The 21,200-nt window shown below is 74.3% G+C and carries 16 protein-coding genes and 1 tRNA gene; 10 read left to right on the top strand and 7 right to left on the bottom strand.

Annotated features, from left to right (window positions below; translation table 11 throughout):
• Nucleotides 1–625 (top strand): tetratricopeptide repeat protein (locus ACGFZF_RS29120; protein WP_393558938.1); only part of this gene is annotated, 625 nt, incomplete at its 5' end.
• Between the two features lie 125 nt (nucleotides 626–750).
• On the opposite strand, the gene ACGFZF_RS29115 is transcribed toward ACGFZF_RS29120, so the two are convergent.
• Nucleotides 751–823 (bottom strand) — tRNA-Arg (locus ACGFZF_RS29115).
• Nucleotides 824–1,126: 303 nt separating this feature from the next.
• On the opposite strand from ACGFZF_RS29115, the gene ACGFZF_RS29110 reads away from it, so the two are divergent.
• The 4 genes from ACGFZF_RS29110 (at nucleotide 1,127) to ACGFZF_RS29095 (ending at nucleotide 6,816) form a co-directional block, all read left to right on the top strand.
• Nucleotides 1,127–2,746, top strand: coding sequence for a dynamin family protein (locus ACGFZF_RS29110; protein WP_393558936.1), 1,620 nt, complete (start codon nucleotides 1,127–1,129; stop codon nucleotides 2,744–2,746).
• Nucleotides 2,747–2,752: 6 nt separating this feature from the next.
• Nucleotides 2,753–4,537, top strand: a complete 1,785-nt coding sequence (locus ACGFZF_RS29105; RefSeq protein ID WP_393558934.1) for a GTPase — start codon at nucleotides 2,753–2,755, stop codon at nucleotides 4,535–4,537.
• 189 nt (nucleotides 4,538–4,726) lie between these two features.
• On the top strand, nucleotides 4,727–5,179 hold the full coding sequence (locus ACGFZF_RS29100; protein ID WP_393558933.1) for a single-stranded DNA-binding protein: 453 nt from the start codon (nucleotides 4,727–4,729) through the stop codon (nucleotides 5,177–5,179).
• A gap of 245 nt (nucleotides 5,180–5,424) precedes the next feature.
• On the top strand, nucleotides 5,425–6,816 hold the full coding sequence (locus tag ACGFZF_RS29095) for a Cys-Gln thioester bond-forming surface protein (protein WP_393558931.1): 1,392 nt from the start codon (nucleotides 5,425–5,427) through the stop codon (nucleotides 6,814–6,816).
• A 179-nt stretch (nucleotides 6,817–6,995) separates the two neighbouring features.
• Here ACGFZF_RS29095 and ACGFZF_RS29090 read toward each other — a convergent pair whose 3' ends face one another.
• Both ACGFZF_RS29090 and ACGFZF_RS29085 read right to left on the bottom strand, forming a co-directional pair.
• Complete coding sequence (locus ACGFZF_RS29090) at nucleotides 6,996–7,661, bottom strand: class F sortase (protein WP_393558929.1); 666 nt, start codon at nucleotides 7,659–7,661, stop codon at nucleotides 6,996–6,998.
• A 107-nt stretch (nucleotides 7,662–7,768) separates the two neighbouring features.
• Nucleotides 7,769–8,278, bottom strand: a complete 510-nt coding sequence (locus ACGFZF_RS29085; protein WP_393558928.1) for a sortase — start codon at nucleotides 8,276–8,278, stop codon at nucleotides 7,769–7,771.
• A gap of 618 nt (nucleotides 8,279–8,896) precedes the next feature.
• On the opposite strand from ACGFZF_RS29085, the gene ettA reads away from it, so the two are divergent.
• Genes ettA through ACGFZF_RS29065 form a run of 4 tightly spaced genes read left to right on the top strand, consistent with a single transcriptional unit; the run spans nucleotide 8,897 to nucleotide 12,110 of the window.
• Nucleotides 8,897–10,561, top strand: coding sequence for an energy-dependent translational throttle protein EttA (gene ettA / locus ACGFZF_RS29080; protein ID WP_147978066.1), 1,665 nt, complete (start codon nucleotides 8,897–8,899; stop codon nucleotides 10,559–10,561).
• 5 nt (nucleotides 10,562–10,566) lie between these two features.
• Entirely contained in the window at nucleotides 10,567–10,992 is a 426-nt protein-coding gene (locus ACGFZF_RS29075; RefSeq protein ID WP_393558925.1) for an acyl-CoA thioesterase, read from the top strand.
• Nucleotides 10,989–11,663, top strand: coding sequence for a hypothetical protein (locus ACGFZF_RS29070; protein WP_393558923.1), 675 nt, complete (start codon nucleotides 10,989–10,991; stop codon nucleotides 11,661–11,663). Before ACGFZF_RS29075 ends, ACGFZF_RS29070 begins: the two co-directional genes overlap by 4 nt.
• Nucleotides 11,664–11,705: 42 nt before the next feature.
• A complete protein-coding gene (locus ACGFZF_RS29065) occupies nucleotides 11,706–12,110 on the top strand; it encodes a GNAT family N-acetyltransferase (RefSeq protein WP_393558921.1) in 405 nt (134 codons plus the stop codon).
• A gap of 63 nt (nucleotides 12,111–12,173) precedes the next feature.
• On the opposite strand, the gene ACGFZF_RS29060 is transcribed toward ACGFZF_RS29065, so the two are convergent.
• The 4 genes from ACGFZF_RS29060 to ACGFZF_RS29045 form a co-directional block, all read right to left on the bottom strand.
• Nucleotides 12,174–13,124, bottom strand: a complete 951-nt coding sequence (locus tag ACGFZF_RS29060; protein WP_393558919.1) for an ABC transporter ATP-binding protein — start codon at nucleotides 13,122–13,124, stop codon at nucleotides 12,174–12,176.
• Nucleotides 13,121–15,892: an FtsX-like permease family protein gene (locus ACGFZF_RS29055; protein ID WP_393559320.1), complete on the bottom strand. Its 2,772-nt coding sequence runs from the start codon at nucleotides 15,890–15,892 to the stop codon at nucleotides 13,121–13,123. The genes ACGFZF_RS29060 and ACGFZF_RS29055 overlap by 4 nt, the downstream gene beginning before the upstream one ends.
• A 44-nt stretch (nucleotides 15,893–15,936) precedes the next feature.
• Nucleotides 15,937–19,344 (bottom strand): FtsX-like permease family protein, encoded by a 3,408-nt coding sequence (locus ACGFZF_RS29050; RefSeq protein ID WP_393558917.1) that lies wholly within the window; start codon nucleotides 19,342–19,344, stop codon nucleotides 15,937–15,939.
• Between the two features lie 209 nt (nucleotides 19,345–19,553).
• Nucleotides 19,554–19,958 carry a globin gene (locus ACGFZF_RS29045; protein WP_356598884.1) on the bottom strand — a complete coding sequence of 135 codons (405 nt, stop codon included), beginning with the start codon at nucleotides 19,956–19,958 and terminating at the stop codon, nucleotides 19,554–19,556.
• Between the two features lie 114 nt (nucleotides 19,959–20,072).
• Here ACGFZF_RS29045 and ACGFZF_RS29040 point away from each other — a divergent pair, with 114 nt between their 5' ends.
• Nucleotides 20,073–21,053, top strand: coding sequence for a methyltransferase domain-containing protein (locus ACGFZF_RS29040; RefSeq protein WP_393558915.1), 981 nt, complete (start codon nucleotides 20,073–20,075; stop codon nucleotides 21,051–21,053).
• Nucleotides 21,054–21,200: the final 147 nt, after the last annotated feature.

The following is a 21,200-nucleotide window of genomic DNA, read 5'->3' as shown; positions in this document are numbered from 1 at the left end:
ACGACGCGCCCTGGCCGAGGACACACTGGCCAGGCAGCGGAAGGCGCGAGGTGAGGACCACCCCGACACCCTGACCAGCGCCCTCAACCTGTCCATCCGGCTGGGCGCGCTCGGGGAGGACGAAGCCGCACGCGCCCTGGCCGAGGACACGTTGACCAGGCAGCGGCGGGTGCTGGGTGAGGACCACCCCGACACCCTGAGCAGCGCTCACAACCTCGCCATCTGGCTGTCTGAGCTGGGGGATGACGAAGCTGCTCGCGCCTTGGAGGAGGACACGTTGGCTCGTCGTCGGCGGGTGCTGGGTGAGGACCACCCCGACACGCTGCGCAGCGCCCACAACTTCGCCGTCTGGCTGGCTGCGCTGGGGGAGGACGAAGCTGCTCGCGCCTTGGAGGAGGACACGTTGGCCCGTCGTCGGCGGGTGCTGGGCGAGGACCACCCCGACACCCTGACCAGCGCCCACAACCTGTCCATCCGGCTGGGCGCGCTCGGGGAGAAGGAAGCCGCGCACGCCCTGGCCGAGGACACGCTGAACCGCCGACGGCGGGTGCTGGGCGAGGACCACCCCGACACCCTGAACAGCGCTACCCAGCTCGAAGGGCTGGCGGAGGACGCAACTTCCTGATCCGTAGCCGGGGCCAGCCGGACACGTCCCTTGCCTGTCAGGGGGTGTGTCCGGCACCTGCCACGATCACCGGACACCGCCCCTGACCAGCAAAAAGACCCTCCCGAAGGAGGGTCCCGATCTTGCGCCCCCGGCAGGACTCGAACCTGCGGCCAAGTGCTTAGAAGGCACCTGCTCTATCCACTGAGCTACGGGGGCCGGTTGGTGGCCGGGCGGCCGCAGCCCCCTGGTGGGTGGGGCGTGGCCTTGCCGGGACAAGGATAGGGCTCTGTTCGCCTTGGCCCGGTTGCTTCACCTGCGTGGCACGATGTGGAGGTTCGGTGAAGCGGAACGATAATCGCAGGCAGGTGCGATTCCCGCAGCGCTTTTTGCGCCACTCGGCCCGGGTGTTGTGCACTCGTTATGCCTGAGCCTCGCGTCATCAGCCGTTCGGTCGGCGCGTAGGACCGCTATACGCTTCAAAAAGGCTCCAAAATTGGGCATTCTTCGCATGTGGTGACCTTGGACGAACGGCCTCAGCTGATCGACGCACTCTCCGCTCTGCGCGACTGTGTCGCCGCCGTGCGTCTACCCCTCCCTCTCCCAGGCGCCCCACGCGCCCGCCAGACCCGGGTCGAGCTGCTCGCCCAGCTCGACGACTACCTGGTCCCCCGGCTCAAGGATCCCGACGCCCCGCTCCTCGCCGTCGTCGGCGGGTCCACCGGGGCGGGGAAGTCCACCCTCGTCAACTCCCTTGTGGGGCGGCGCGTCAGCGAGGCGGGGGTGCTCCGGCCGACCACGCGCACGCCCGTGCTGGTCTGCCACCCCGACGACCACCACTGGTTCGCCGGTCTGCGGGTCCTGCCGCAGCTCACCCGCGTCTGGCTGCCCCAGCAGGACGACGACGCGGCCGAGGAGCCCCCGGAGGACAACGCGCTGCGCGTCGAGACCTCCTCCGCCCTGCCCCGCGGCCTCGCGCTGCTCGACGCGCCGGACATCGACTCACTCGTCGTCGAGAACCGGCTGCTCGCCGCCGAGTTGATGTGCGCCGCAGACATCTGGGTGATGGTGACGACCGCCTCCCGGTACGCCGACGCGGTGCCCTGGCATCTGCTCCGTACCGCCAAGGAGTACGACGCCTCCCTCGTCACCGTCCTCGACCGGGTGCCCCATCAGGTCATCGGGGAGGTCTCCCGCCAGTACGAGGCACTCCTCGACAAGGCCGGCCTCGGGGAGGTGCCCCGGTTCACCATCCCCGAGCTGCCGGAGTCGACCGGCGGCGGGAGCGGCCTGCTGCCCGACACCGCCGTCGCCCCGCTGCGCGCCTGGCTCGCCCACCGGGCCCTGGACCCCGCCGCCCGCCAGCAGGCCGTCAGCCGTACCGCGGCCGGGGTCATCGACTCCCTCGACTCCCGCATGCCCGAACTGGCCGGCGCGGTCGCCGCCCAGTACGCCGCCGCCGTACGGCTCGGCGGCGCGGTCGAGGCCGCGTACCAGGAGCAGGCCGAGCGCGTACGGAAGCAGCTCCGCCGAGGTTCCGTCCTCGCGGGCGACGCCCGGACCCGCTGGCGCGGCTATCCCCGGGACAGCTCCGCCGACGAGCTCCTCGACGCCCTCGTCGAATCACTCGGCGCCCTGGTGCAGTGCGCGGTCGCCGCGGCCGAGGAGCGGGTACGGGACGCCTGGCGGCGCGAGCCCGCCGCGGGTGCCCTCGGCGCCCACCCCGGCCACTCCGGATCCGCCGCGTCGGACCGTGAGGCGGGCGAGCGGATCGGCATCGCGGTACGCCGCTGGCGCCGGGTCCTCGAAGAGCTGGTGGAGGACGAGCTGCGCGCCACCGACCGCACCACTCCCGCACGTACCGTCGCCCCCGACGCGGACACCGTCGCCGCCCTGCTCGCCGCCGTGCTCCTGGGCGGCCGCCGCACCCGCGCCGCCGGCGAACGGCTCGCCGAGCTCCTCGGCGCGCAGACCGCCCTGCGCCTGCGCGACAAGGGTGGCGAGCTCGTCGTCGCGTGTCTCGACGGCGCCCTGCACGCCGAACGCGACCTGCGCATCGCTCCACTGGAAGCCCTCGACGTGACCCCCGAGCCGCAGGCGGCGCTGATCGCCGCGCTCTCCGTACTGCAGAAGGAGAAGTGAGGACCGGTGAGCAGCAGCACGGTGGACGACCGCTGGGACGACGGGCTGATCGCGCGGCGGGCGGCCGAACGGGCCGGTCATCCGCTCCTCCCCCACGAGACGGAGCGGGACGCCGACGCGCCGGAGGACAACCTGCCGGCCCTCGGCGGCACGTACGGAGGCCCCCTGCGTACCCGCCTCGACGCCCTGCACGAGCTCGTGGGCCTCTCCCGCACCCGGCTGGAGACCGACACCCTCGCCGAGGCCGGCCGGGTGCTCGACGAGGCGGCCGCCCGCCAGCGGCTGTCCTCGCGGCACACGGTCGTCGCCATCGCGGGCGCCACGGGCAGCGGCAAGTCGACCCTCTTCAACGCCCTCGCGGGCGTCCCGGTGTCCGAGACCGGCCTGCGCCGCCCGACCACCTCCGCGCCCATCGCGCTCAGTTGGTCGGAGGGGTCCGCGGGGCTCCTGGACCGGCTCGCGGTCCCCGGCCGGCTGCGCCGCCGGCCGCTCGCGGGCGGTGCCGGTGACGAGGAGCTGCAGGGGCTCGTCCTCATCGACCTGCCCGACCACGACTCGGCCGTCACGGCCCACCGGGACCAGGTCGACCGGGTGCTCGGCCTGGTCGACGCCGTGATCTGGGTCGTCGACCCGGAGAAGTACGCCGACGCCGCCCTGCACGAGCGCTACCTGCGTCCGCTCGCGGGCCACGCCGAGGTCTCCTTCGTCGTCCTCAACCAGATCGACCGGCTGGGCATCGAGGCGGCCGACCTGGTCCTGGACGATCTGCGCCGCCTCCTCGACGAGGACGGCATGGCGCTCGGCGAGCACGGCGAGCCCGGCGCGACCGTCCTGGCGCTCTCCGCCCTCACCGGCGAGGGGGTCGGCGAACTGCGCGAACTGCTCGGCCGCTTCGTCCAGGAGCGCACCGCGCCCGCCCGGCGGCTGTCGGCCGACGTCGACGCCGCGGCGGCACGGCTCCGCTCGGTGTACGTCGCCGACGGCCAGACCGGCCTGGGGGAGCGAGCGCGGGAGGACTTCGCCGGCCGGCTCGCGGTCGCCGTGGGCGCCTCGGCGGCCGGCGAGGCCGCCGAACGCGTCTGGCGCCGCAACGCCATCCGCGCCTGCGGCACGCCCTGGCTGCGGTTGTACCGCTGGTACGAGCGGGTGCGCGAGCACGGCAGCGCCGTGCCGCCTCCCGAGACGCCGGCCGAGGAGGAGCTGACGGCGCGCCAGCGGGTGGAGCAGGCGGTGCGGGTCGTGGCCGACGAGGCCTCACGCGGGCTGCCGGTGCCCTGGGCGCAGGCGGTCCGCGAGGCGGCCGTGCGCGGGGCCGAGGGTCTGCCCGAGGCGCTGGACGAGCTGACGGCGAGCGTCGGGGACCCGGCCGCGCGTCCGCCGCGGCCCGCCTGGTGGCCGGCCGCCGTGCTGGCGCAGGTGCTGATGACGTTCCTTCAGATCTTCGGCGCGCTGTGGCTGGTCGGACAGATCGTCGGTGTCGTCGAGCCGGGGCTGCTGCCGCCCGTGCTGATCATGGTCGGCGGCATCGTCGGCGGGCCGCTGGTGGAGTGGGCGTGCGCGGCGGCGGTCAAGGGTCCGGCCCGGCGCTACGGGCAGGAGGCCGAGCGCACGCTGCGGGAGGCGGCCGGCGCCTGCGGGCGGGCACGGGTGCTGGACCCGGTCTCGGCCGAGCTGATGCGCTACCGGGAGGTGCGCGAGCAGTACGTGACGGTGTCGGGGACGCGGGCGGGCGCTCGGATCACCGCCGGTTCGCGGCTGGGGTCGACCCGCCGGGGCGCACGCCTGAGGTGACGGCCCGACCCTGCCCAGAAGGTCTCCGCGCAGGGCTCGTTGCCGGGTCCATCCCCCGGAAGCGTGACGGGTTTGTCCACAAGTGCCGGGCTGTGCACAGCCGGCAGCGGCTTTCTCGCGACGGGTCCAGCATGGGGACAGCCGTGGGGGCGACGGGGTCCGGGGCGGCAGGGACACGGGGGAGGGGTCGTGAACGACACGATGGTCACGCTCGTCGGGAACGTGGCGACGGCGGTGGAGTACCGGGACACCGCGGCGGGCGGAGTGGCGAGGTTCCGCTTCGCGGTCACGGCGCGTCGCTGGGACCGGGAGCGGGGCACCTGGTCCGACGGGCACACCAGCTTCTACACGGTCTTCGCCTGGCGGACCCTCGGCGCGCATCTCGCGGCGTCGGTCTCCGTCGGCGAACCTCTGCTGGTGCACGGCCGGCTGAAGGTGCGTGAGGAGGAGCGGGAGGGGCAGCGCCGCGTGTTCGTGGACGTCGAGGCGGTGGCGGCGGGCCACGATCTGACGCGCGGCACGGCGGCGTTCAGACGGACGGTGACGGCCGAACCGCGGCCGAGGGAACGAGGAGAGGACATCGTTCCCGCCTCGCCGGTCCGGCCGGACCGGGAACCACAGGCCCTGGAGGCCGTCCTCTGAGCCCGAGTTGTCGGCGATTTGTCGATACGTTGACCTGCGATCTCCGGGTAACAGGCCCCTCTGATAACGATTATGAGTCGGAATGGTTATCAGACCGTACGAACGGGCACTCGGGCCTCCCCCATCCCTAGGATTCCCGGATACTCATGCGTCACTTGAGTAATCGGGTCTGTGAGTCTGCGGCGAAGTGCTCCCCCCACGTGTCTCGACCATGACGCGGAGCAGCTCGCCCGGAGGGGAAATCCATGTTTTCTGTTCGGAGGCGCGGCCTTGCCCGCCTTGCCGCTGCGACCGCCGTCACCGGCCTCGTCGCGGCCGGTGCGATAGCCGTCGCTGGACCGGCGGTGGCCGACGAGGCCCCGCAGGGCACCGGCGGCGCCACGGCCACGCTCGGTGACCTGAAGATCTATGACACGGTCAAGATCAAGGGTCGCGAGAAGGGCATCTCGGCGGGACTCTTCGAAATGAAGGTCACGCCGGGTGGGACGATCCAGACCTACTGCATCGACCTGTACACCGGCGCCAAGACGGGCGAGGAGTACAAGGAGGTCGGCTGGGACCAGTCCTCCCTGCACGACAACCAGGACGCCGGCAAGATCCGCTGGATCCTGCAGAACTCCTACCCGCAGGTGAACGACCTGGCCGCGCTGGCCAGCAAGGTCGGCGCCAAGAAGCTGACCGAGAAGACCGCCGCCGCCGCCACGCAGGCCGCGATCTGGCACTTCTCGGACAACGTCGAGGCCATGCCGGTCAACAAGGAAGCCAAGAAGCTGACGGAGTACCTGGAGAAGGAGGCGAAGAACCTGGAGGAGCCGAAGGCGTCCCTCAGCCTGAGCCCCTCCTCGGTCGCCGGCAAGGCCGGTGAGCGCCTCGGCCCGATCACGGTCAGCACCAACGCGGAGAAGGCCTCGGTCTCCCTCGCCCCGGGTGCCGCGGCCGGCGTGAAGATCGTCGACAAGGACGGCAAGGTCGTCACCGAGGCCGCCAACGGCGCCCAGCTCTTCCTCGACGTCCCGGCCGGCACCGCCGACGGCGCCGCCGAGATCGACGTGAAGGCCGACACCACGGTCCCGATCGGCCGCGCGTTCGTCAGCACCCGCGTCAAGAGCCAGACCCTGATCCTGGCCGGCACCAGCACCTCCACCGTCTCCGCCAAGGCCTCCGCGACCTGGGCGAAGAAGGGCCCGATCCCGGCCGTCTCGGCCGAGAAGAACTGCGCCAAGGGCGGCCTGGACATCACGGCCTCCAACGAGGGCGACGAGGACTTCGCCTTCGAGCTGCAGGGCAAGAAGTACACGATCGCCGCCGGCAAGTCGGAGACCGTGACGATCCCGGTCGCCGAGGACCAGGCGTACGACTTCACGATCACCGGCCCGAACGGCTTCGAGAAGAACTTCAAGGGCGTTCTGGACTGCAAGACGGCCACCCCCGGCCCGCTGCCGTCCGAGACCCCCTCGACGTCTCCCTCCCCGGCCACGGCCGGCGGCTCCACCACGGGCAACACCACCGGTGGCGACCTCGCCGAGACCGGTAGCTCCAACGCCACCCCGATGATCGCCGGCATCGCCGTCGTCCTCGTGGTGCTCGGTGGCGGCGCGGTGTTCTTCCTCCGCCGCAAGAAGGCCATGGGCCAGTAGTACCCCGCTGAACGGCAGGTGACGAGGGTTCGGCCCTCGTCACCGACGGCCCCGGTGCGCATCACGCGCACCGGGGCCGTCGCCGTTTCCGGACCGGGGCGTGCCGTGCCGCCACCGGCGCGGGTCGGGGTGGCGGGGCCTGGCCGCGACCGGCCGTCGTGGCGAGGACCGGACAGGTCCTACGTCACCGAGGTCAGGCTCGCGTAGACGACGGTGTTGGCCTGGTAGCCGGTCTTCTCGGACCAGGCCCCGCCGCACGTGATCAGGCGCAGCTCCGGGCCGCCGGACCCGCCGTAGACCTTCTTGTCGGGGAAGCGGTTCTTCGCGTAGACCTCCACCGCGTCGACCGTGAAGCGGGCCGTGCGCCCGTCCTTGCGTACGACCGAGACCTGGGCGCCCGGTGTCAGGGCGCCCAGCCGGTAGAAGACGGCCGGGCCCTTCGGGGTGTCCACGTGGCCGGTCACGACGGCCGTTCCCGCGGCGCCGGGTGACGTTCCGTCGGCGTACCACCCGGCCAGGTCGGGCTTCGTCAGGGGCGGCGGCAGCAGCGTGCCCGCCGCGTCCAGTCCCAGCCTGGTCAGGGGAGCGTCGATCGCGACGGCCGGGATCGCGATCCGCACCGGGTCGGACGGCGGCAGCGGGTCCGGGAGGAGCCGCGGGGCGGCCGGGGGAGCGGGCCGCGCGGCCGGGCGGGTCTGCGTCGCCGTGGGCTGCGGAGGCTCGGTCCCGCGCAGCGCGTTGGCCAGCAGCAGGGAGCCGAGGAGTCCGGTCCAGGCGAGCGTCTTGAACGAGGGGACACAGCGCCGCGCGGTGTCGCCACGGCGCTTCCTGCGGCCTCTTTCCATCGTGGTGGCGCCTTTGCTCGACGGCGGGCCGGAGGCCCGTGGGGACACCGGCCTCCGGCGTCCGCCCGGGGGGACGGGACACCGGAGGCCGGGCGGCGGACGAGGCGTCAGGCCGCGATGCCGGAGCCCGCGGACCGCCGGCGCATGCGGATCACCCCGCCGGTCACCGCTCCGGCGAGCAGCAGCCCGCCCACGGCGAGCTGCGTCCCCTTCGAGGCGTCCCCGCCGAAGCCGGCGTCGACGGCGCCGTTGGGGCGGCCGGAGATCTGGTACGTGGCGGTCAGCTTGATGCGCGGCGGGCACTTGAGCGTCACGGTGTCGGTCCCCGAGGGGGCGTCGGCCGGCAGCGTGAACTCGCCCACCAGCACGCCCTTCCGGTCACCGGCGAAGAGGTGGAACTTCCCGCCCGCCTCCGACTCGCCCTTGCCGTACGTCTCCTTGCCGCAGGCGGTGGTGCTGACGGTGACGGTGCTGCCCGGAGCGGCCTTCCGGGGGCTGATGCGGACGTCCCCGCTCCCGTCCCCCGCCGCGGCGACGGCGGCGGGGGCGGACAGGGCGAGGGCGCCCACGACCAGGGCGACCTGGAGACCGGTATGACGTGCGTGTGCGAGACGCATGCTTCTCTCCTTCTACGGAGCGTTCTCGGCCGGCCCGGGTGCGCGGCGCCTGTGCTGTGCTCCGAGCACGAGGCAATATCCGGCCCCCGGCCCTCGCAACGCGAGAGCCGGGGGCCCGGGTCACCCGCTCGGCCGCAAGATCGTCTCCTCCGCCCTCGTCGCCGCAGGTAGCGGTGACGCCACAGCCGCACGGACCGCGCGACCCCGACGGGTACGAACGGGGTAGGGGCCGCCGCCGGACCGGGGGTGCGCCGGGGCGCCGGCCGGCGCCGACCGGGCGATCGGGAGCGGGCGGGACGGGGGAGCGCGCCTCGGCGACCGACGGGCCCGGCCGGGCGGTCCCGGCCCCGGCCACCGAGGCCGGCCGGGCGGCCCCGACCCGCAGCGGGTGGCCGGACGGCCGGTTCCGCCCGCTCCGGCGCGCGGTGCCCGGGCCGTCCGCGGGCCGTACGAAAGGGCGGAGGCGGTCCGCGGCGACCGGCAGTGACCGGGCGGCTACCGGGGTGACCGGAGAAGCCGCAGGTCAGGGGTCGGGGCAGGTACTGGTTCGCTCCCGGGGGTGGCGGTCAGGCAAGATGGGGTGTATCTGCCCACTCACTCTTTGCCGGACGGTTTCTCTTGGCTGAGTACATCTACACGATGCGCAAAGCGCGCAAGGCGCACGGCGACAAGGTCATCCTCGATGACGTGACGCTGAGCTTCCTGCCCGGTGCGAAGATCGGTGTGGTCGGCCCTAACGGTGCCGGTAAGTCCACCGTCCTCAAGATCATGGCCGGACTGGAGCAGCCGTCCAACGGCGACGCGTTCCTGTCCCCGGGCTTCACCGTCGGCATGCTCCTCCAGGAGCCCCCGCTCGACGAGTCGAAGACGGTCCTCGAGAACGTCCAGGACGGCGCCGCCGAGACCATGGGGAAGCTGAAGCGCTTCAACGAGGTCGCGGAGCTCATGGCGACCGACTACTCGGACGCGCTGATGGAGGAGATGGGCAAGCTCCAGGAGGACCTGGACCACGCCAACGCCTGGGACCTCGACGCGCAGCTCGAGCAGGCCATGGACGCGCTGGGCTGCCCGCCCGGCGACTGGGCCGTCACCAACCTCTCCGGTGGTGAGAAGCGCCGCGTCGCGCTCTGCAAGCTGCTCCTCGAGGCGCCCGACCTGCTGCTCCTCGACGAGCCCACCAACCACCTGGACGCCGAGTCCGTGCAGTGGCTGGAGCAGCACCTCGCCAAGTACCCCGGCACCGTCGTCGCCGTCACCCACGACCGGTACTTCCTCGACAACGTCGCCGAGTGGATCCTCGAGCTCGACCGCGGTCGCGCCCACCCCTACGAGGGCAACTACTCCACCTACCTCGACACCAAGGCGACCCGCCTCAAGGTCGAGGGCCAGAAGGACGCCAAGCGTGCGAAGCGTCTGAAGGAGGAGCTGGAGTGGGTCCGCTCCAACGCCAAGGGCCGCCAGGCCAAGTCGAAGGCCCGTCTCGCCCGTTACGAGGAGATGGCGGCCGAGGCCGACAAGATGCGGAAGCTGGACTTCGAGGAGATCCAGATCCCGCCGGGCCCGCGTCTGGGCTCCATCGTCGTCGAGGTCGAGAACCTCTCCAAGGCCTTCGGCGAGAAGGTCCTCATCGACGACCTGTCCTTCACGCTGCCCCGTAACGGCATCGTCGGCGTCATCGGCCCGAACGGCGCCGGCAAGACCACGCTCTTCAAGATGCTCCAGGGTCTGGAGACCCCGGACAGCGGCTCCATCAAGGTCGGCGAGACCGTCAAGATCTCGTACGTCGACCAGAGCCGCGCCAACATCGACCCGAAGAAGACGCTGTGGGCCGTCGTCTCCGACGAGCTGGACTACATCAACGTCGGCCACGTCGAGATGCCGTCGCGCGCCTACGTCTCCGCCTTCGGCTTCAAGGGCCCGGACCAGCAGAAGCCGGCCGGCGTCCTCTCGGGCGGTGAGCGCAACCGCCTCAACCTCGCGCTCACCCTCAAGCAGGGCGGCAACCTGCTCCTCCTCGACGAGCCGACGAACGACCTCGACGTCGAGACCCTCTCCTCGCTGGAGAACGCGCTCCTGGAGTTCCCGGGTGCGGCCGTGGTCGTCTCCCACGACCGCTGGTTCCTGGACCGGGTCGCCACGCACATCCTGGCGTACGAGGGCGACTCGAAGTGGTTCTGGTTCGAGGGCAACTTCGAGTCCTACGAGAAGAACAAGATCGAGCGTCTCGGCCCGGACGCGGCTCGTCCGCACCGTGCCACGTACAAGAAGCTGACCCGAGGCTGAGGTCTGTGACGAGGCACATCTACAGCTGCCCCCTGCGCTGGTCGGACATGGACGCCTTCGGGCACGTCAACAACGTCGTCTTCCTGCGGTACCTGGAAGAGGCGCGGATCGACTTCATGTTCCGGCTGGCGCCCGGGGACGGCTCTCCGTCCTTCTCGGGCGGGTCCGTCGTGGCCCGCCACGAGATCGACTACATACGGCCCCTGGTGCACCGGCACGAGCCGGTCACCATCGAGTCGTGGGTGACGAAGATGGGTGCGGCGTCGCTGACGATCGCGTACGAGATCAAGGACCCCGAGACGGTGTACGTCCGGGCCTCCACGGTCGTCGTGCCGTTCGACCTGGCCGCGCAGCGGCCGCGCCGCATCTCCGCCGAGGAGCGCATGTTCCTCGAGGAGTACATGGACGACGGGATGACGTCCGCCGCATGATCGCGCCACTGCACTTCGACGACGCCAGGGAGGCGGCCGACCTCGCCGCCTTCCTGGGCCGGCTGCTCCGCTACGACCGGGCCGCCGCCGTCCGCCTCCAGGCGGGCGGCGGGGCGCTGGCCGTCTTCGGCAGGCCGCCGTCGTTCGAGGTGCTGGCCATCCGGACCGCGCGGCTCGTCGACGCGGTCGATCTGGACGTCACCGTCTCCGCCGGTGAACTCCTCGAAGGCATCGAGGAGTCGGCCGGCAAGGCCGTCGTCCCGGACGCCGTCACCGGACCGCCGTGGGCGGGGGTCCTGCCCCCGCGCGGCGGCTGGGAGCCGGTGGCCGGAGTGCCGGACGCGGCGGAGCTGCGTGCCGCGGTGGCCGCCGCCGTCGCCGAGTTCCGGGCGCGGGACGAGGAGCTGCCGCAGGAGCGGCGGACGCGGGCCGAGCGGGACCGCATCGGCCGCGAGATCTGGTCGCGGACGGTGGCGGGCACCGGTCTTCCGCTGCGAGGCGTGCACGCCGCGCAGTCGCTCGGCTTCCTGCCGCCCGTGCCGGACGTGCCCGTCGCGCTGCTCGCCGCCGGGCCCTGGCTCCGCCTGCGCACCCCCTACGGGTCGATCGCGCTCCGTACGGTCGCCCCGGCCCTCTCGGTCACCCCGACGGCCCGGCCGCACGGCCACTGACCGTCCGCTCCCCCGATCCCCGCCCGTGGCACAGTGACGGGCATGACGATCACGCGCACCCCCGTCCTGGGCGTACGGGGCGCACTCACCTCCGGCGAACTCGACGAGCTCTTCGCGGCCTCCTGGCCGGGGCACCAGGCCACCGACTTCGCGCCCGTCCTCGCCCGCAGCCTCCTGTGGGTGACCGCGCGCCGCGGGGACAGGCTGGTGGGGTACGTGAACGTCGTCGGGGACGGCGGCGCGCACGCCTTCGTGCTGGACACGACCGTCCACCCCGACGAGCGGCGGCAGGGACTCGGCGTCGCGCTCGTGCGGGCCGCCGCCGACGCCGCTCGCGAGGGCGGCGCGCACTGGCTGCACGTCGACTTCGAACCGCACCTCACCGCGTTCTACGAGCGGTGCGGCTTCCGGCCCACCAGCGCCGGGCTGCTGGCCCTCGACGGCTGAGCGCCGCCGCGGATCCTCCCGCCGGGGCCCGGAGCCCGCCCCGCCCCGGAGCCCGTGCCGCCCTCAGCGGTCCGCGTCGTCCGGCCAGACCCCGATGTGGTCCTGCTCCAGTTCCAGCATCACGCGGTGCTCCATGCGCAACGCCTCCGTGTACTCCGCCGGCAACTGCAGCCGTCCCGCCCGGTCGAGCATCGCGTACTCCCGTGCCACCAGGGATTCCTGGCCCGCCTCGTCGACCTCCGTGCGGCGCAGCACCTCGGAGGACGTGCGGCCGTCGCGGATCGCGACCGTGCGGCGGACCTCGGAGGCGACCGTCTGGTCGTGGGTGACGATGACGATCGTCGTGCCCAGTTCCTCGTTCGCGCGCCGGAAGGCCGCGAAGACCTGCTCGCCCGTCGCCGAGTCCAGTTCGCCCGTCGGCTCGTCCGCGAGCAGGACGGACGGCGAGTTGGCCAGGGCGACCGCGATCGCGACCCGCTGCTGCTGGCCGCCGGACATCTGGAACGGGCGGCGGTCGCGGCAGTCCGCGACCTCCAGCATGGTCAGCAGCTCCTCCGCCCGCTGCGTCTTCTTCGCGCGGCTCGACCGGCCCCGCAACTGCATCGGCAGCGCCACGTTCTGGGCGGCCGTCAGGTACGGCAGCAGGTTGCGCGCCGTCTGCTGCCAGACGAAGCCCACCACGTCCCGCCGGTAGCGCAGCCGGGCCTTCGCGTCCATCGCGAGCAGGTCGCAGCCCGCGACCTTGGCCGCGCCCGCCGTCGGCACGTCCAGGCCCGCCAGGATGTTCATCAGCGTCGACTTGCCGGAGCCGGAGGCGCCCACCAGGGCCATCAACTCGCCCTCCTTGACCAGGAGGTCGAGTCCCTGGAGGGCCTGCACCTCCACTCCGTCGGTGGTGAAGATGCGCACCAGCCGGTCGCAGGCGATGAGCGCGTCGTGACCGTACGAGGGACGGTCGCGACGGGCCGTCGCCCGGCGCTCCAGCTCGGCCAGCGAGGTGTCGGTCGTCGTCATCGTGCGTCTCCTGCCCTGAGTTCCTTGATCGAGCCTCTGCGTGCCGCCCACGCCGCCTGCAGCAGTGCCGCCGCCCCTGTCAGCACCACGACGCCGACCGCGGGGAGGACCAGCGACCACGGGTCCGCGCGCAGGGGCGCGCTGTCGAGCGAGGCCAGCCCCGGTGTCGCCGACAGGGCGAGCCGGACCAGGTCCACGCCCGGGGCGAGCAGCAGGATGGTCGCCCAGCCGACCAGCGTCCCGCCGACCGCCGCCAGCAGGGTCTGGGGCAGTGCCTCCAGGCCCAGCAGCCGCCGGCCCTGCCCGCGGGTCAGGCCCATCGTCCGGAGCCGGGCCAGCAGCGTGGCCCGCTCGGGCGAGGACTGGAGCAGCGAGAGGAGCACGGCGAGGACGGCGTAGCCGGCGCCCGCTCCGATCGCCGTCAGGTAGATCAGCTCGGCGCCGGTCTGCATCGGCGAGTCCACGTACGTGGCGAGCCGCTCCGTGCGCAGGACGACCGCGAAGTCGCGGGACTTCGCCGCCACCGCCGCCCGCAGCGCCCTGCCGTCCGCCGACGGGCCGGTGGCCAGCAGCGTGGTGCTCGCCCGATGGGTCAGGTCCGCCCCGTTGACGAGCAGGAAGTCGGCGCCGGACAGGGCCGGTGTGGCGGCCCGTACGGCGACGATCCGGACCCGGAACTCGCCGGCCGCCGTCACCATGTCCCGCGGCTCCGTGCCCAGTCGCGCCGCGACGGCGGGCGAGGCGACGGCGGGCAGGACCCGGGAGTGGTCGACCTTGCCGCCGGTGCCGGTGGACGCGAGCAGGTCGGCGGGGAAGGGACCGAAGCCGGTCCGCCGGGCGAGTCGGGTGTACGACTCCGGGTCGACCCCGACCAGCGGGGCGCTCGTCGTCTCCGGCGACTCCCCGGTGCCGGTCGGCAGGGAGACGCCGTACTCGATCTGGACGGCGGTCACGTCGCGGACCCCCGGCGTGCCGCGCACGGCCTCCGCCAGGCCGGCGGGCAGTGGCACGGCGTCGGCGGCCCCGGAGATCCGCGCGTCCGCGCCGGTCTCCAGGAGCGCCGCCCGGTCGCGGGCGTCCGCGACGCCGGCCAGCACCGAACCGCCGAAGGCCGCCGTCGTCAGTGCCACGAGCAGGGCGAGCAGGGGCAGCGCCCCGATGGCCGAGGACCGGGCGGCCCGGGCGAGCGACAGGTAGCCGACCGCGCCGCGCAGCCTGCGGGCGGGCCGGGCCGCCCAGCGCAGCGGCAGCGGGTACAGCCGTACGAGCACCAGGGCGGCGATCAGCGCGACCAGCACCGGTGCCGCGCTCACCAGGTAGTCCCCGGCGTCGTCGGTGCCGCGCCGACGCAGGGCGGCGACCGCGCCCGCGGCCAGGACGAGGAGGGTGAGTTCGGTGACCGTACGGCCCCGGGACGGGCGGGCGTCGACGAGGTCGTCGCGCCCGCCGTGGACGAGGGGCCTGCGGTGCAGGAAGACGGCGCGCAGCGGGAGGGCCAGACAGGCGAGCAGCGCGACGGCCCCTGCGGCGGCGAGCGCGGGCAGGAAGCGGGCCTCGGGCAGCAGCAGGGTGGCGGCCAGCAGGCCCAGTCCGGTGGCGGGCAGCGCCAGGACGGCGGTCTCGCCCAGCAGCCGCCCGCCGATCCCGGTCAGCGAGCCGCCGCGCGAGCGCAGCAGCCCCAGCTCGGCGGCGCGCCGGTTCGCGAAGAGGCCGCCCGTCATGGCGAGGACGACCGCGGCGACCGAGCCGATGCCGAAGGCGGCCACGGCCACGACGGGGGCGATCGCCGCGCGCATCCCGCCGTAGGCGCCGACGACCTCGTCGAGGTCGGTGGAGACGGCGCCGGTGGGTCCCACGGCCTGACGGACCTTCACCAGGTCGGGTCCGCCGGTGAGCGAGGCGATCGCCCCGCCGAGCCGCGTCTCGTCCTGCGCGGTGAGATGACCGGCGGTGGGGGCGAACCGCCAGTAAAGTTCCGGCTCCCCGGCGGTCGAGAGCAGGGTCGGGGCGCCGGCCGGGGGCAGGAGCAGCGCCGCCTGCCAGTAGTACAGCGGGTCCATGCCGCCGGGCTTCACCGCGAAGGACGGGGTCCGCAGCAGGGGCTCGACGGACCAGAAGGCGCTCCGCGGACGCACGGGTTCGACGATGCCGGTGACGGTCAGGGCGAGCGGCGGGCCGGCGTACAGGGCCGGCAGGTGCACGACCGAACCGACCTTCAGGTGCAGAGACTTCGCCGTCTCCGCGGTGACCGCGGCCTCGCTCCCCTTCGTCCCGTCCGCCGTCGCGGGCAGGCGCCCCTCCCGCACGGTCACGTGCCGGTCGAGGCTCGACGGCGTGCTGAGGACGAACTCGGGCGGCAGGCCGTACGGCTGCGGAAGCCAGCGGTCGAGTCCGGTGACCCGCTTGCTGGTCCGCACACCGTGGACCGACTGCTCGGGGTCGATGCGCAGGGGGGCCGGGATCACCTTCTCCAGCTCGGCCCGTCGGCGGGCCAGCGGCTCGGGGAGAACCGCGGCCTCGCGGCTCTCCGGCGGGAGGTCGGAGGCCGGCGGGCCGGTCGTGATGTCGAGGACGGTGGTGCGGGGCGGGGCCGTGGCGATGCCGTGGCGCAGCCCCTCGGTCTCGTAGCTGTCGACGGCCCGCGGGAGGGCCGCGGCGAGGAACGCGGTCACCAGGACGAGCAGCGCGAAGGCGCCGGCCGCTCCGGGGGCGGTCCGCAGCCGGGTCCGCACCCAGGGCGCCACGGCCCGGGTGGACGTGCGGGGCATCTCGATGGCCTTCCTGTCGGGCGTCCTGGCGGGTGCGGTGCTCGTCACTGGTCCCCCTGGTGGCGCAGGGTCACGACCGGGTCGGTCCGGCGCAGCGCGATCGCGGAGATGATCAGCAGCGGCAGTACGGCGACCCCGGCGAGCAGCAGGGCCACCTGGCCGGCCGGCAGCTGGACCAGGACGGTGGGGACGGGCCGGGCGGCCTGGCCGGTCAGGACGACCAGCGGGACGACGGCCCGGGTCAGCAGCGCGCCGAGCGCCAGACCGACGAGCAGACCGATGGCGACCAGCAGGCCCTGCTCGGCGGCGATCAGCCGGGCGAGCTGGCGGCGCGGGGCGCCGAGCGCACGCAACACGCCGAACTCGGCGGAGCGTTCGCGGGTGGAGCCGGCGGCGCTGACGGCGAAGCCGACCGCGGCGAGCGCGGCCGCGGCGACGGCCACGGCCATCAGTGCCGCGTTCGGTCCCGCCCCGAGCGGATCGCCGAGCAGCTCGGCGGCGGCCTCGTCCCGCACCAGGACCTGCGCCGGATCGGCGTCGGGGCGGGCGCGCAGCGTCTTCGCGACCTCGCCGGAGCGGCCGGGCGCGGTCGTCAGCCACCACTCGGTGGGGGCCAGGGTCGCGGTGGGGACGCGGGAGAGGTACTGGTTGGCCGCGTGCAGGTCGACCAGGAGCGCGCCTCCGTCGTCGGGCGTGGCCGCGGGGGCGGTCGCGGACGGGGCCGTGGCGCCGGCGCCGGTGGTCGGCAGCTCGCGGACGCTGCCCGCGATCGTCACGTTCAGCTTGAGGCCGCCGAGGGACACCTCGACCCGGTCGCCCTGCTTCGCCCCGGACGCCGCCAGGAACGCGTCGCTGGCCAGGCCCCGCACGGTCCCCGGGGGAGCGGGCCGGGGTGCGGCGAGCCGCAGGCCGTAGTCCTCCTGCCCGGGGTAGGGGCCGGCCGGCGAGGTGGTGCCGGCCCGGAAGCCGACCTCGTACGGCGTGTCGGCGGTGGCCCGCCCCGTCAGACGGGCCGGGCTCTGCGGATCGCCGTTCGACGTCTCGTGGTACTCGGTGGTCCACGAGCCGAGCGCCGTTCCGGGGGCGAGGGGGCGCTCCGCGCCGTCGTGCAGGGACGCGAGGCGTGCGACGGCGAGGGTCTGGCCGCCGCCCTTGCCGTGGGTGACCTGGCCGTCCAGCTCCAGACCGGTCAGGGTCAGTTGTCCGGCGGATCCGGCGGATCCGGCGGATCCGGCGTCCGTCGCCCTCGCGGCGGCCTGGCGGGTGGTTCCCGCGCCGCCGCCGGACTCCGCGGCGACGCCCGCCTGCGGACGCAGGTCGAGGGTGAGCCGGTGCGTCCTGCCGTCCGACGGCAGCGGACCGAGGAGCTGGCGGTAGGGGATGCCGTACCGGTCCTCCACGACGACGGTCACCCGGGTCGGGGGCGTGCCGGGCGGGGCCGTGCGCCGCAGGTCCAGGGCCAGCCCGGTGGCGCCGGCGGGCAGCGCGAGTCCCGGGCGAGGCCCCGCCTCCGGGGCCAGCGACCTCAGCAGCGCGGTGGCCGGGCTGTCCGTGAGGTCGTCGCGCAGCAGTACGCCGTCGGCGGCGTGCACGGTGTCGAGGGCGAGGACGGTGGCCGTGTGGTTGCCGGCGAAGTCCATGGTGCCGCGGTGCGCGGGGGCGACCGAGCGGACGGCCGGCAGGGCCGTGAACGCGCGTACCTGTGCCGGATCGGTGACGCCGTTGACCAGGACCCGGACGGCGGTGCCCGTGCGGAAGTCGGCCTGGTCGGCCTGCGAGCGGTCCCAGGAGGCGCTCTGCCCGATGGCGAGCATGCCCATCGCGACCGCGAGGACGAGCAGCAGCACGGGACCCGCACCGCGCAGCGGACGGCGGCTGAACTGCCAGCCGGCGAGTGCGGCGGGCAGCCCCCGCCCGCCCGCGGCGCGCCGCTCGGCGAGCTTGGCGGCGGGCGGCAGCAGGCGCAGGGTCAGCACGGTGCCGGCGAGCAGCGCGAGCGCCGGCGCGGCGACCAGCAGCGGGTCGATGCCGAGGTCGCCCTCGCGGTCGCCACTCAGCGCGCCGCTGCCCCCGCCCGTGCCGGTCTGGCGGTCGAGCTGCCAGTACGCGACGGCCGCGACGACGAGGAGACCGATGTCGCCGCCGGCCCGCACCGGCCCGGGCAGGGCGGACGCCCGGCCCTTGCGCAGCGAGACGGCGCCCCCGTCCCCGGCGGCCAGGGCCGGGGCCACGACGGCGGCGGCGCAGCACACCGCGACCAGGAAGGCGACCAGCCACACCTGTCCGGCCGCCGCGTCGTCGATCCGCACGCCGAGCGAGCCGAGCGCCGAGCGGTCGGCGAGCAGCCGGGTCAGCGGGCCGGCGAGCAGCGGCGCGAGCACGGCCGCGGGCAGCGCGAGCAGCAGGGCCTCGACCGCGGCGAGCGAGGCGATCCGGCGCCGCGAGCCGCCGCGGGCGCGCAGCAGTTCGGTCTCCCCGGAGCGCTCCGAGGAGAGCAGCCGGGCGACGAGCAGCAGGGCGTACGCGGCGAGCAGCACCAGCTGCACGGCGACGATCATCAGGGTGGAGCGGGAGACGAGCAGGGCCCGCCCGGTCTGATCCAGGACCGTGGGCAGCGCGGTGCGCGCGGCGACCGCGCCGCCGAAGGACGTGGTGTCGGCGGTGAGCGCCGCCGGCGACCTGGTGGCGGCGTCGCGCAGCGCGTCCATCCGGCCGGTGTCGACGCCGCTGAAGTCGGCCGAGGCCAGCCACGCCGTCTCGCCCACGGTGACCCGCCCGGAGCCGAGGACGGCGGGGTCAGCGAGCAGCGGACCGTAGGTGGTGAACACGACGGTCTTCACGCCCCGGCCGCCCGCCGGGTCCAACTGCCAGTACGGGTCGTTGAGATCGACCGGCCGGTAGACGCCGGTGATCCGGGCCTTCACCGGCTTCCCGCCGAGCCGGTCGGGCAGGTCGAGCACCGTGCCCGGTCCGGTCCGCAGGCGCGCGGCGGCCTCCTCGGGCAGCGCCACCTCGATCACGGGGCCCGCGCCGGCGGCGGGCCAGGCGCCCTTCACGAGGGTGAGCCGCGAGCGGTCGAGCGCGGCGAAGTGGGTGAGGTCCGGCTCGCCGAGACGGGCGGCGGGCTCCTGGAGGGTCCGGGGCAGCGCGTACGGGCCGGACCGCTCCAGTTTCCGGACGGTCACGGGCAGTCCGTCGAAGGTCCGGCCGGCCGCCTTCCGGGCCGCCGCGTCGGCGGTCTCGCGCTGCGCCACCGGCACCTGTCCGGTGACGACCAGCGCGGCGGCGGGTGCGGACCGGCCCTGGAGCGTGCTCTGGAGGGCGGCGTTGCCGATGGACCCCGAGAAGGCGGCGAGCGTGGCCAGCACGGAGGTGGTCAGCAGGACGGCGAGCAAGGCCGCGGCGAGCAGCAGCCGGTGCGCCCTGACGCGCAGAAGTACGAACCCCGTCACCCATCCCCCTGAACCCACCGGACGCGTGGTCCGCATCGAACGCACCGAACGCACGTTCCTCGGATGCTTTCAGAGGGCGGGTGGCCGGGGAAACCGCTTGCACCGTGACCTTGACTGGATCGTGACCGTTATCCGGGTCCGCGACACCGGAATGCGTCACTCCGACCCGCGAGGCCCGCGGTGCCCGGCGCGGGGGCGTCGCCGCCGCGTCAGTCGGCGGTGTTCACCATCGACGCCGCCGCGTACGTCAGGTACTTCCACAGCTGCTCCTCGTGCTCCGGCGCGAGGGCGAGTTCGTCCACGGCGTCGCGCATGTGGCGCAGCCAGGCGTCGTGCGCCGCCCGGTCCACCGCGAAGGGCGCGTGGCGCATCCGCAGCCGGGGGTGGCCGCGGTGGTCGCTGTAGGTGCGGGGGCCGCCCCAGTACTGGATCAGGAAGAGCACCAGGCGCTCCTCCGCGGGGCCGAGGTCCTCCTCGGGGTACATCGGGCGCAGCAGGGGGTCCTCCGCGACTCCCTGGTAGAAGCGGCGGACGAGGCGCCGGAAGGTCTCCTCGCCACCCACCTGCTCGTAGAAGGTCTGCTCCTGAAGAGTGCCGCGCGGAATCTCGTTCACCGTTCCATCGTCTCAGATGCCCGGTCCCGCGACCGGAGGTCCGGGACCTCCCCGGCGGCAGCCCGCCCCGCCGCGACGGTCGCCCCGCACGCCGCCGCGCAGGAGAGTGGAGGCATGGGCGCACAGCCGGACGTCTTCGCCGAGGCCGGCGAGCGGGCACGACGGGCACTCGTACGGGAGATGGAGACGTACGGCGTGCTGCGCGACCCCGCCTGGCGCGCTGCCTTCGCCGCGGTGCCGCGGCACCTGTTCGTCCCCTACTACTACGTCTCGGGCGTCCGCGGTTACGAACGCGTCTGGTGCGGCGATCCCGACCCCGTCCGGCGGGACCGCTGGCTGCGCGGGGCCTACCGGGACGCGCCGCTGGCCACCCGGGTCAGGGACGGGGAGCTGATCTCCTCCGCCAGCCAGCCCTCCCTGATGGCGCGGATGCTGGAGGCCCTGGAGCCCCGGGACGGGGACGACGTCCTGGAGATCGGCGCCGGCACCGGGTACAACGCGGCCCTGCTCGCCCACCGGCTCGGGGACGGGCACGTCACCTCCGTCGACCTGGACGAGGAGATCACCGAGTCCGCCCGGACCCATCTGGCCGCCGCGGGACACCGGCCCGTCGTGATCACCGGGGACGGGGCACGGGGCTGCCCGGAGCGCGCGCCCTTCGACCGGATCGTGGCCACCTGCACGGTGCCGTCGGTGCCCCACGCCTGGCTCGCCCAGTGCCGCCCCGGGGCGCTCGTCCTGGCCCCGCTGTCGACCGGGCTGGTCCTGCTGCGGGTGCGGGACGCCGACCACGCGGAGGGGCGGTTCCTGCCCACCTCGGCGTACTTCGTGGCGCTGCGCGGGGGCGGCACGCCCACCCGTCGCCCCCGGGGGCGGCCGATGGGGCTCCCCCGGCAGGTCTTCGAGGACGAGGGGTTCCGCTTCCTGCGGACCCTGGCCGAGGAGAGCCTGGACACGCGCGAAGCGCTCTCGCTCTGGCAGCGCGAGAGGCGGCCGGAGCGGGAGCGCTTCGGTGTGACGATGCGGGAGGCGCGGCAGTGGGCCTGGCTGGACGATCCGGAGGGACCGTACGCCTGGCCGCTGCCGGCCGGCTGACCGGCGGTGCGGGGCCCCCCCCCCCGGGGGCCCCCCCCCCGCCCGCGCCCCCCCCCCCCCCGCGGGTCGGGGTGGGGGTGCCCGCGCCCCCCGGGCCCCCGGCGCCCGCCGGGGGCGGGGCGGGGGCCGAGGGCGGGTTCGGGTCCG

Origin of the sequence: Streptomyces sp. NPDC048338 (genome assembly GCF_043201055.1) — a bacterium.
In the GTDB taxonomy this organism is placed as follows: domain Bacteria; phylum Actinomycetota; class Actinomycetes; order Streptomycetales; family Streptomycetaceae; genus Streptomyces.
This window is presented reverse-complemented; position numbering and strand designations above follow the sequence as displayed.

Excerpts from the sequence above, each read along its gene's own strand:
- ACGFZF_RS29065 (WP_393558921.1), top strand. The coding sequence starts at position 11,706 with ATGACGATCACGCGCACCCCCGTCCTGGGCGTACGGGGCGCACTCACC.
- ACGFZF_RS29055 (WP_393559320.1), bottom strand. The coding sequence starts at position 15,892 with ATGCCCCGCACGTCCACCCGGGCCGTGGCGCCCTGGGTGCGGACCCGG.
- ACGFZF_RS29060 (WP_393558919.1), bottom strand. The coding sequence starts at position 13,124 with ATGACGACGACCGACACCTCGCTGGCCGAGCTGGAGCGCCGGGCGACG.
- ACGFZF_RS29085 (WP_393558928.1), bottom strand. The coding sequence starts at position 8,278 with ATGCGTCTCGCACACGCACGTCATACCGGTCTCCAGGTCGCCCTGGTC.
- ACGFZF_RS29090 (WP_393558929.1), bottom strand. The coding sequence starts at position 7,661 with ATGGAAAGAGGCCGCAGGAAGCGCCGTGGCGACACCGCGCGGCGCTGT.
- ACGFZF_RS29095 (WP_393558931.1), top strand. The coding sequence starts at position 5,425 with ATGTTTTCTGTTCGGAGGCGCGGCCTTGCCCGCCTTGCCGCTGCGACC.
- ACGFZF_RS29070 (WP_393558923.1), top strand. The coding sequence starts at position 10,989 with ATGATCGCGCCACTGCACTTCGACGACGCCAGGGAGGCGGCCGACCTC.
- ACGFZF_RS29040 (WP_393558915.1), top strand. The coding sequence starts at position 20,073 with ATGGGCGCACAGCCGGACGTCTTCGCCGAGGCCGGCGAGCGGGCACGA.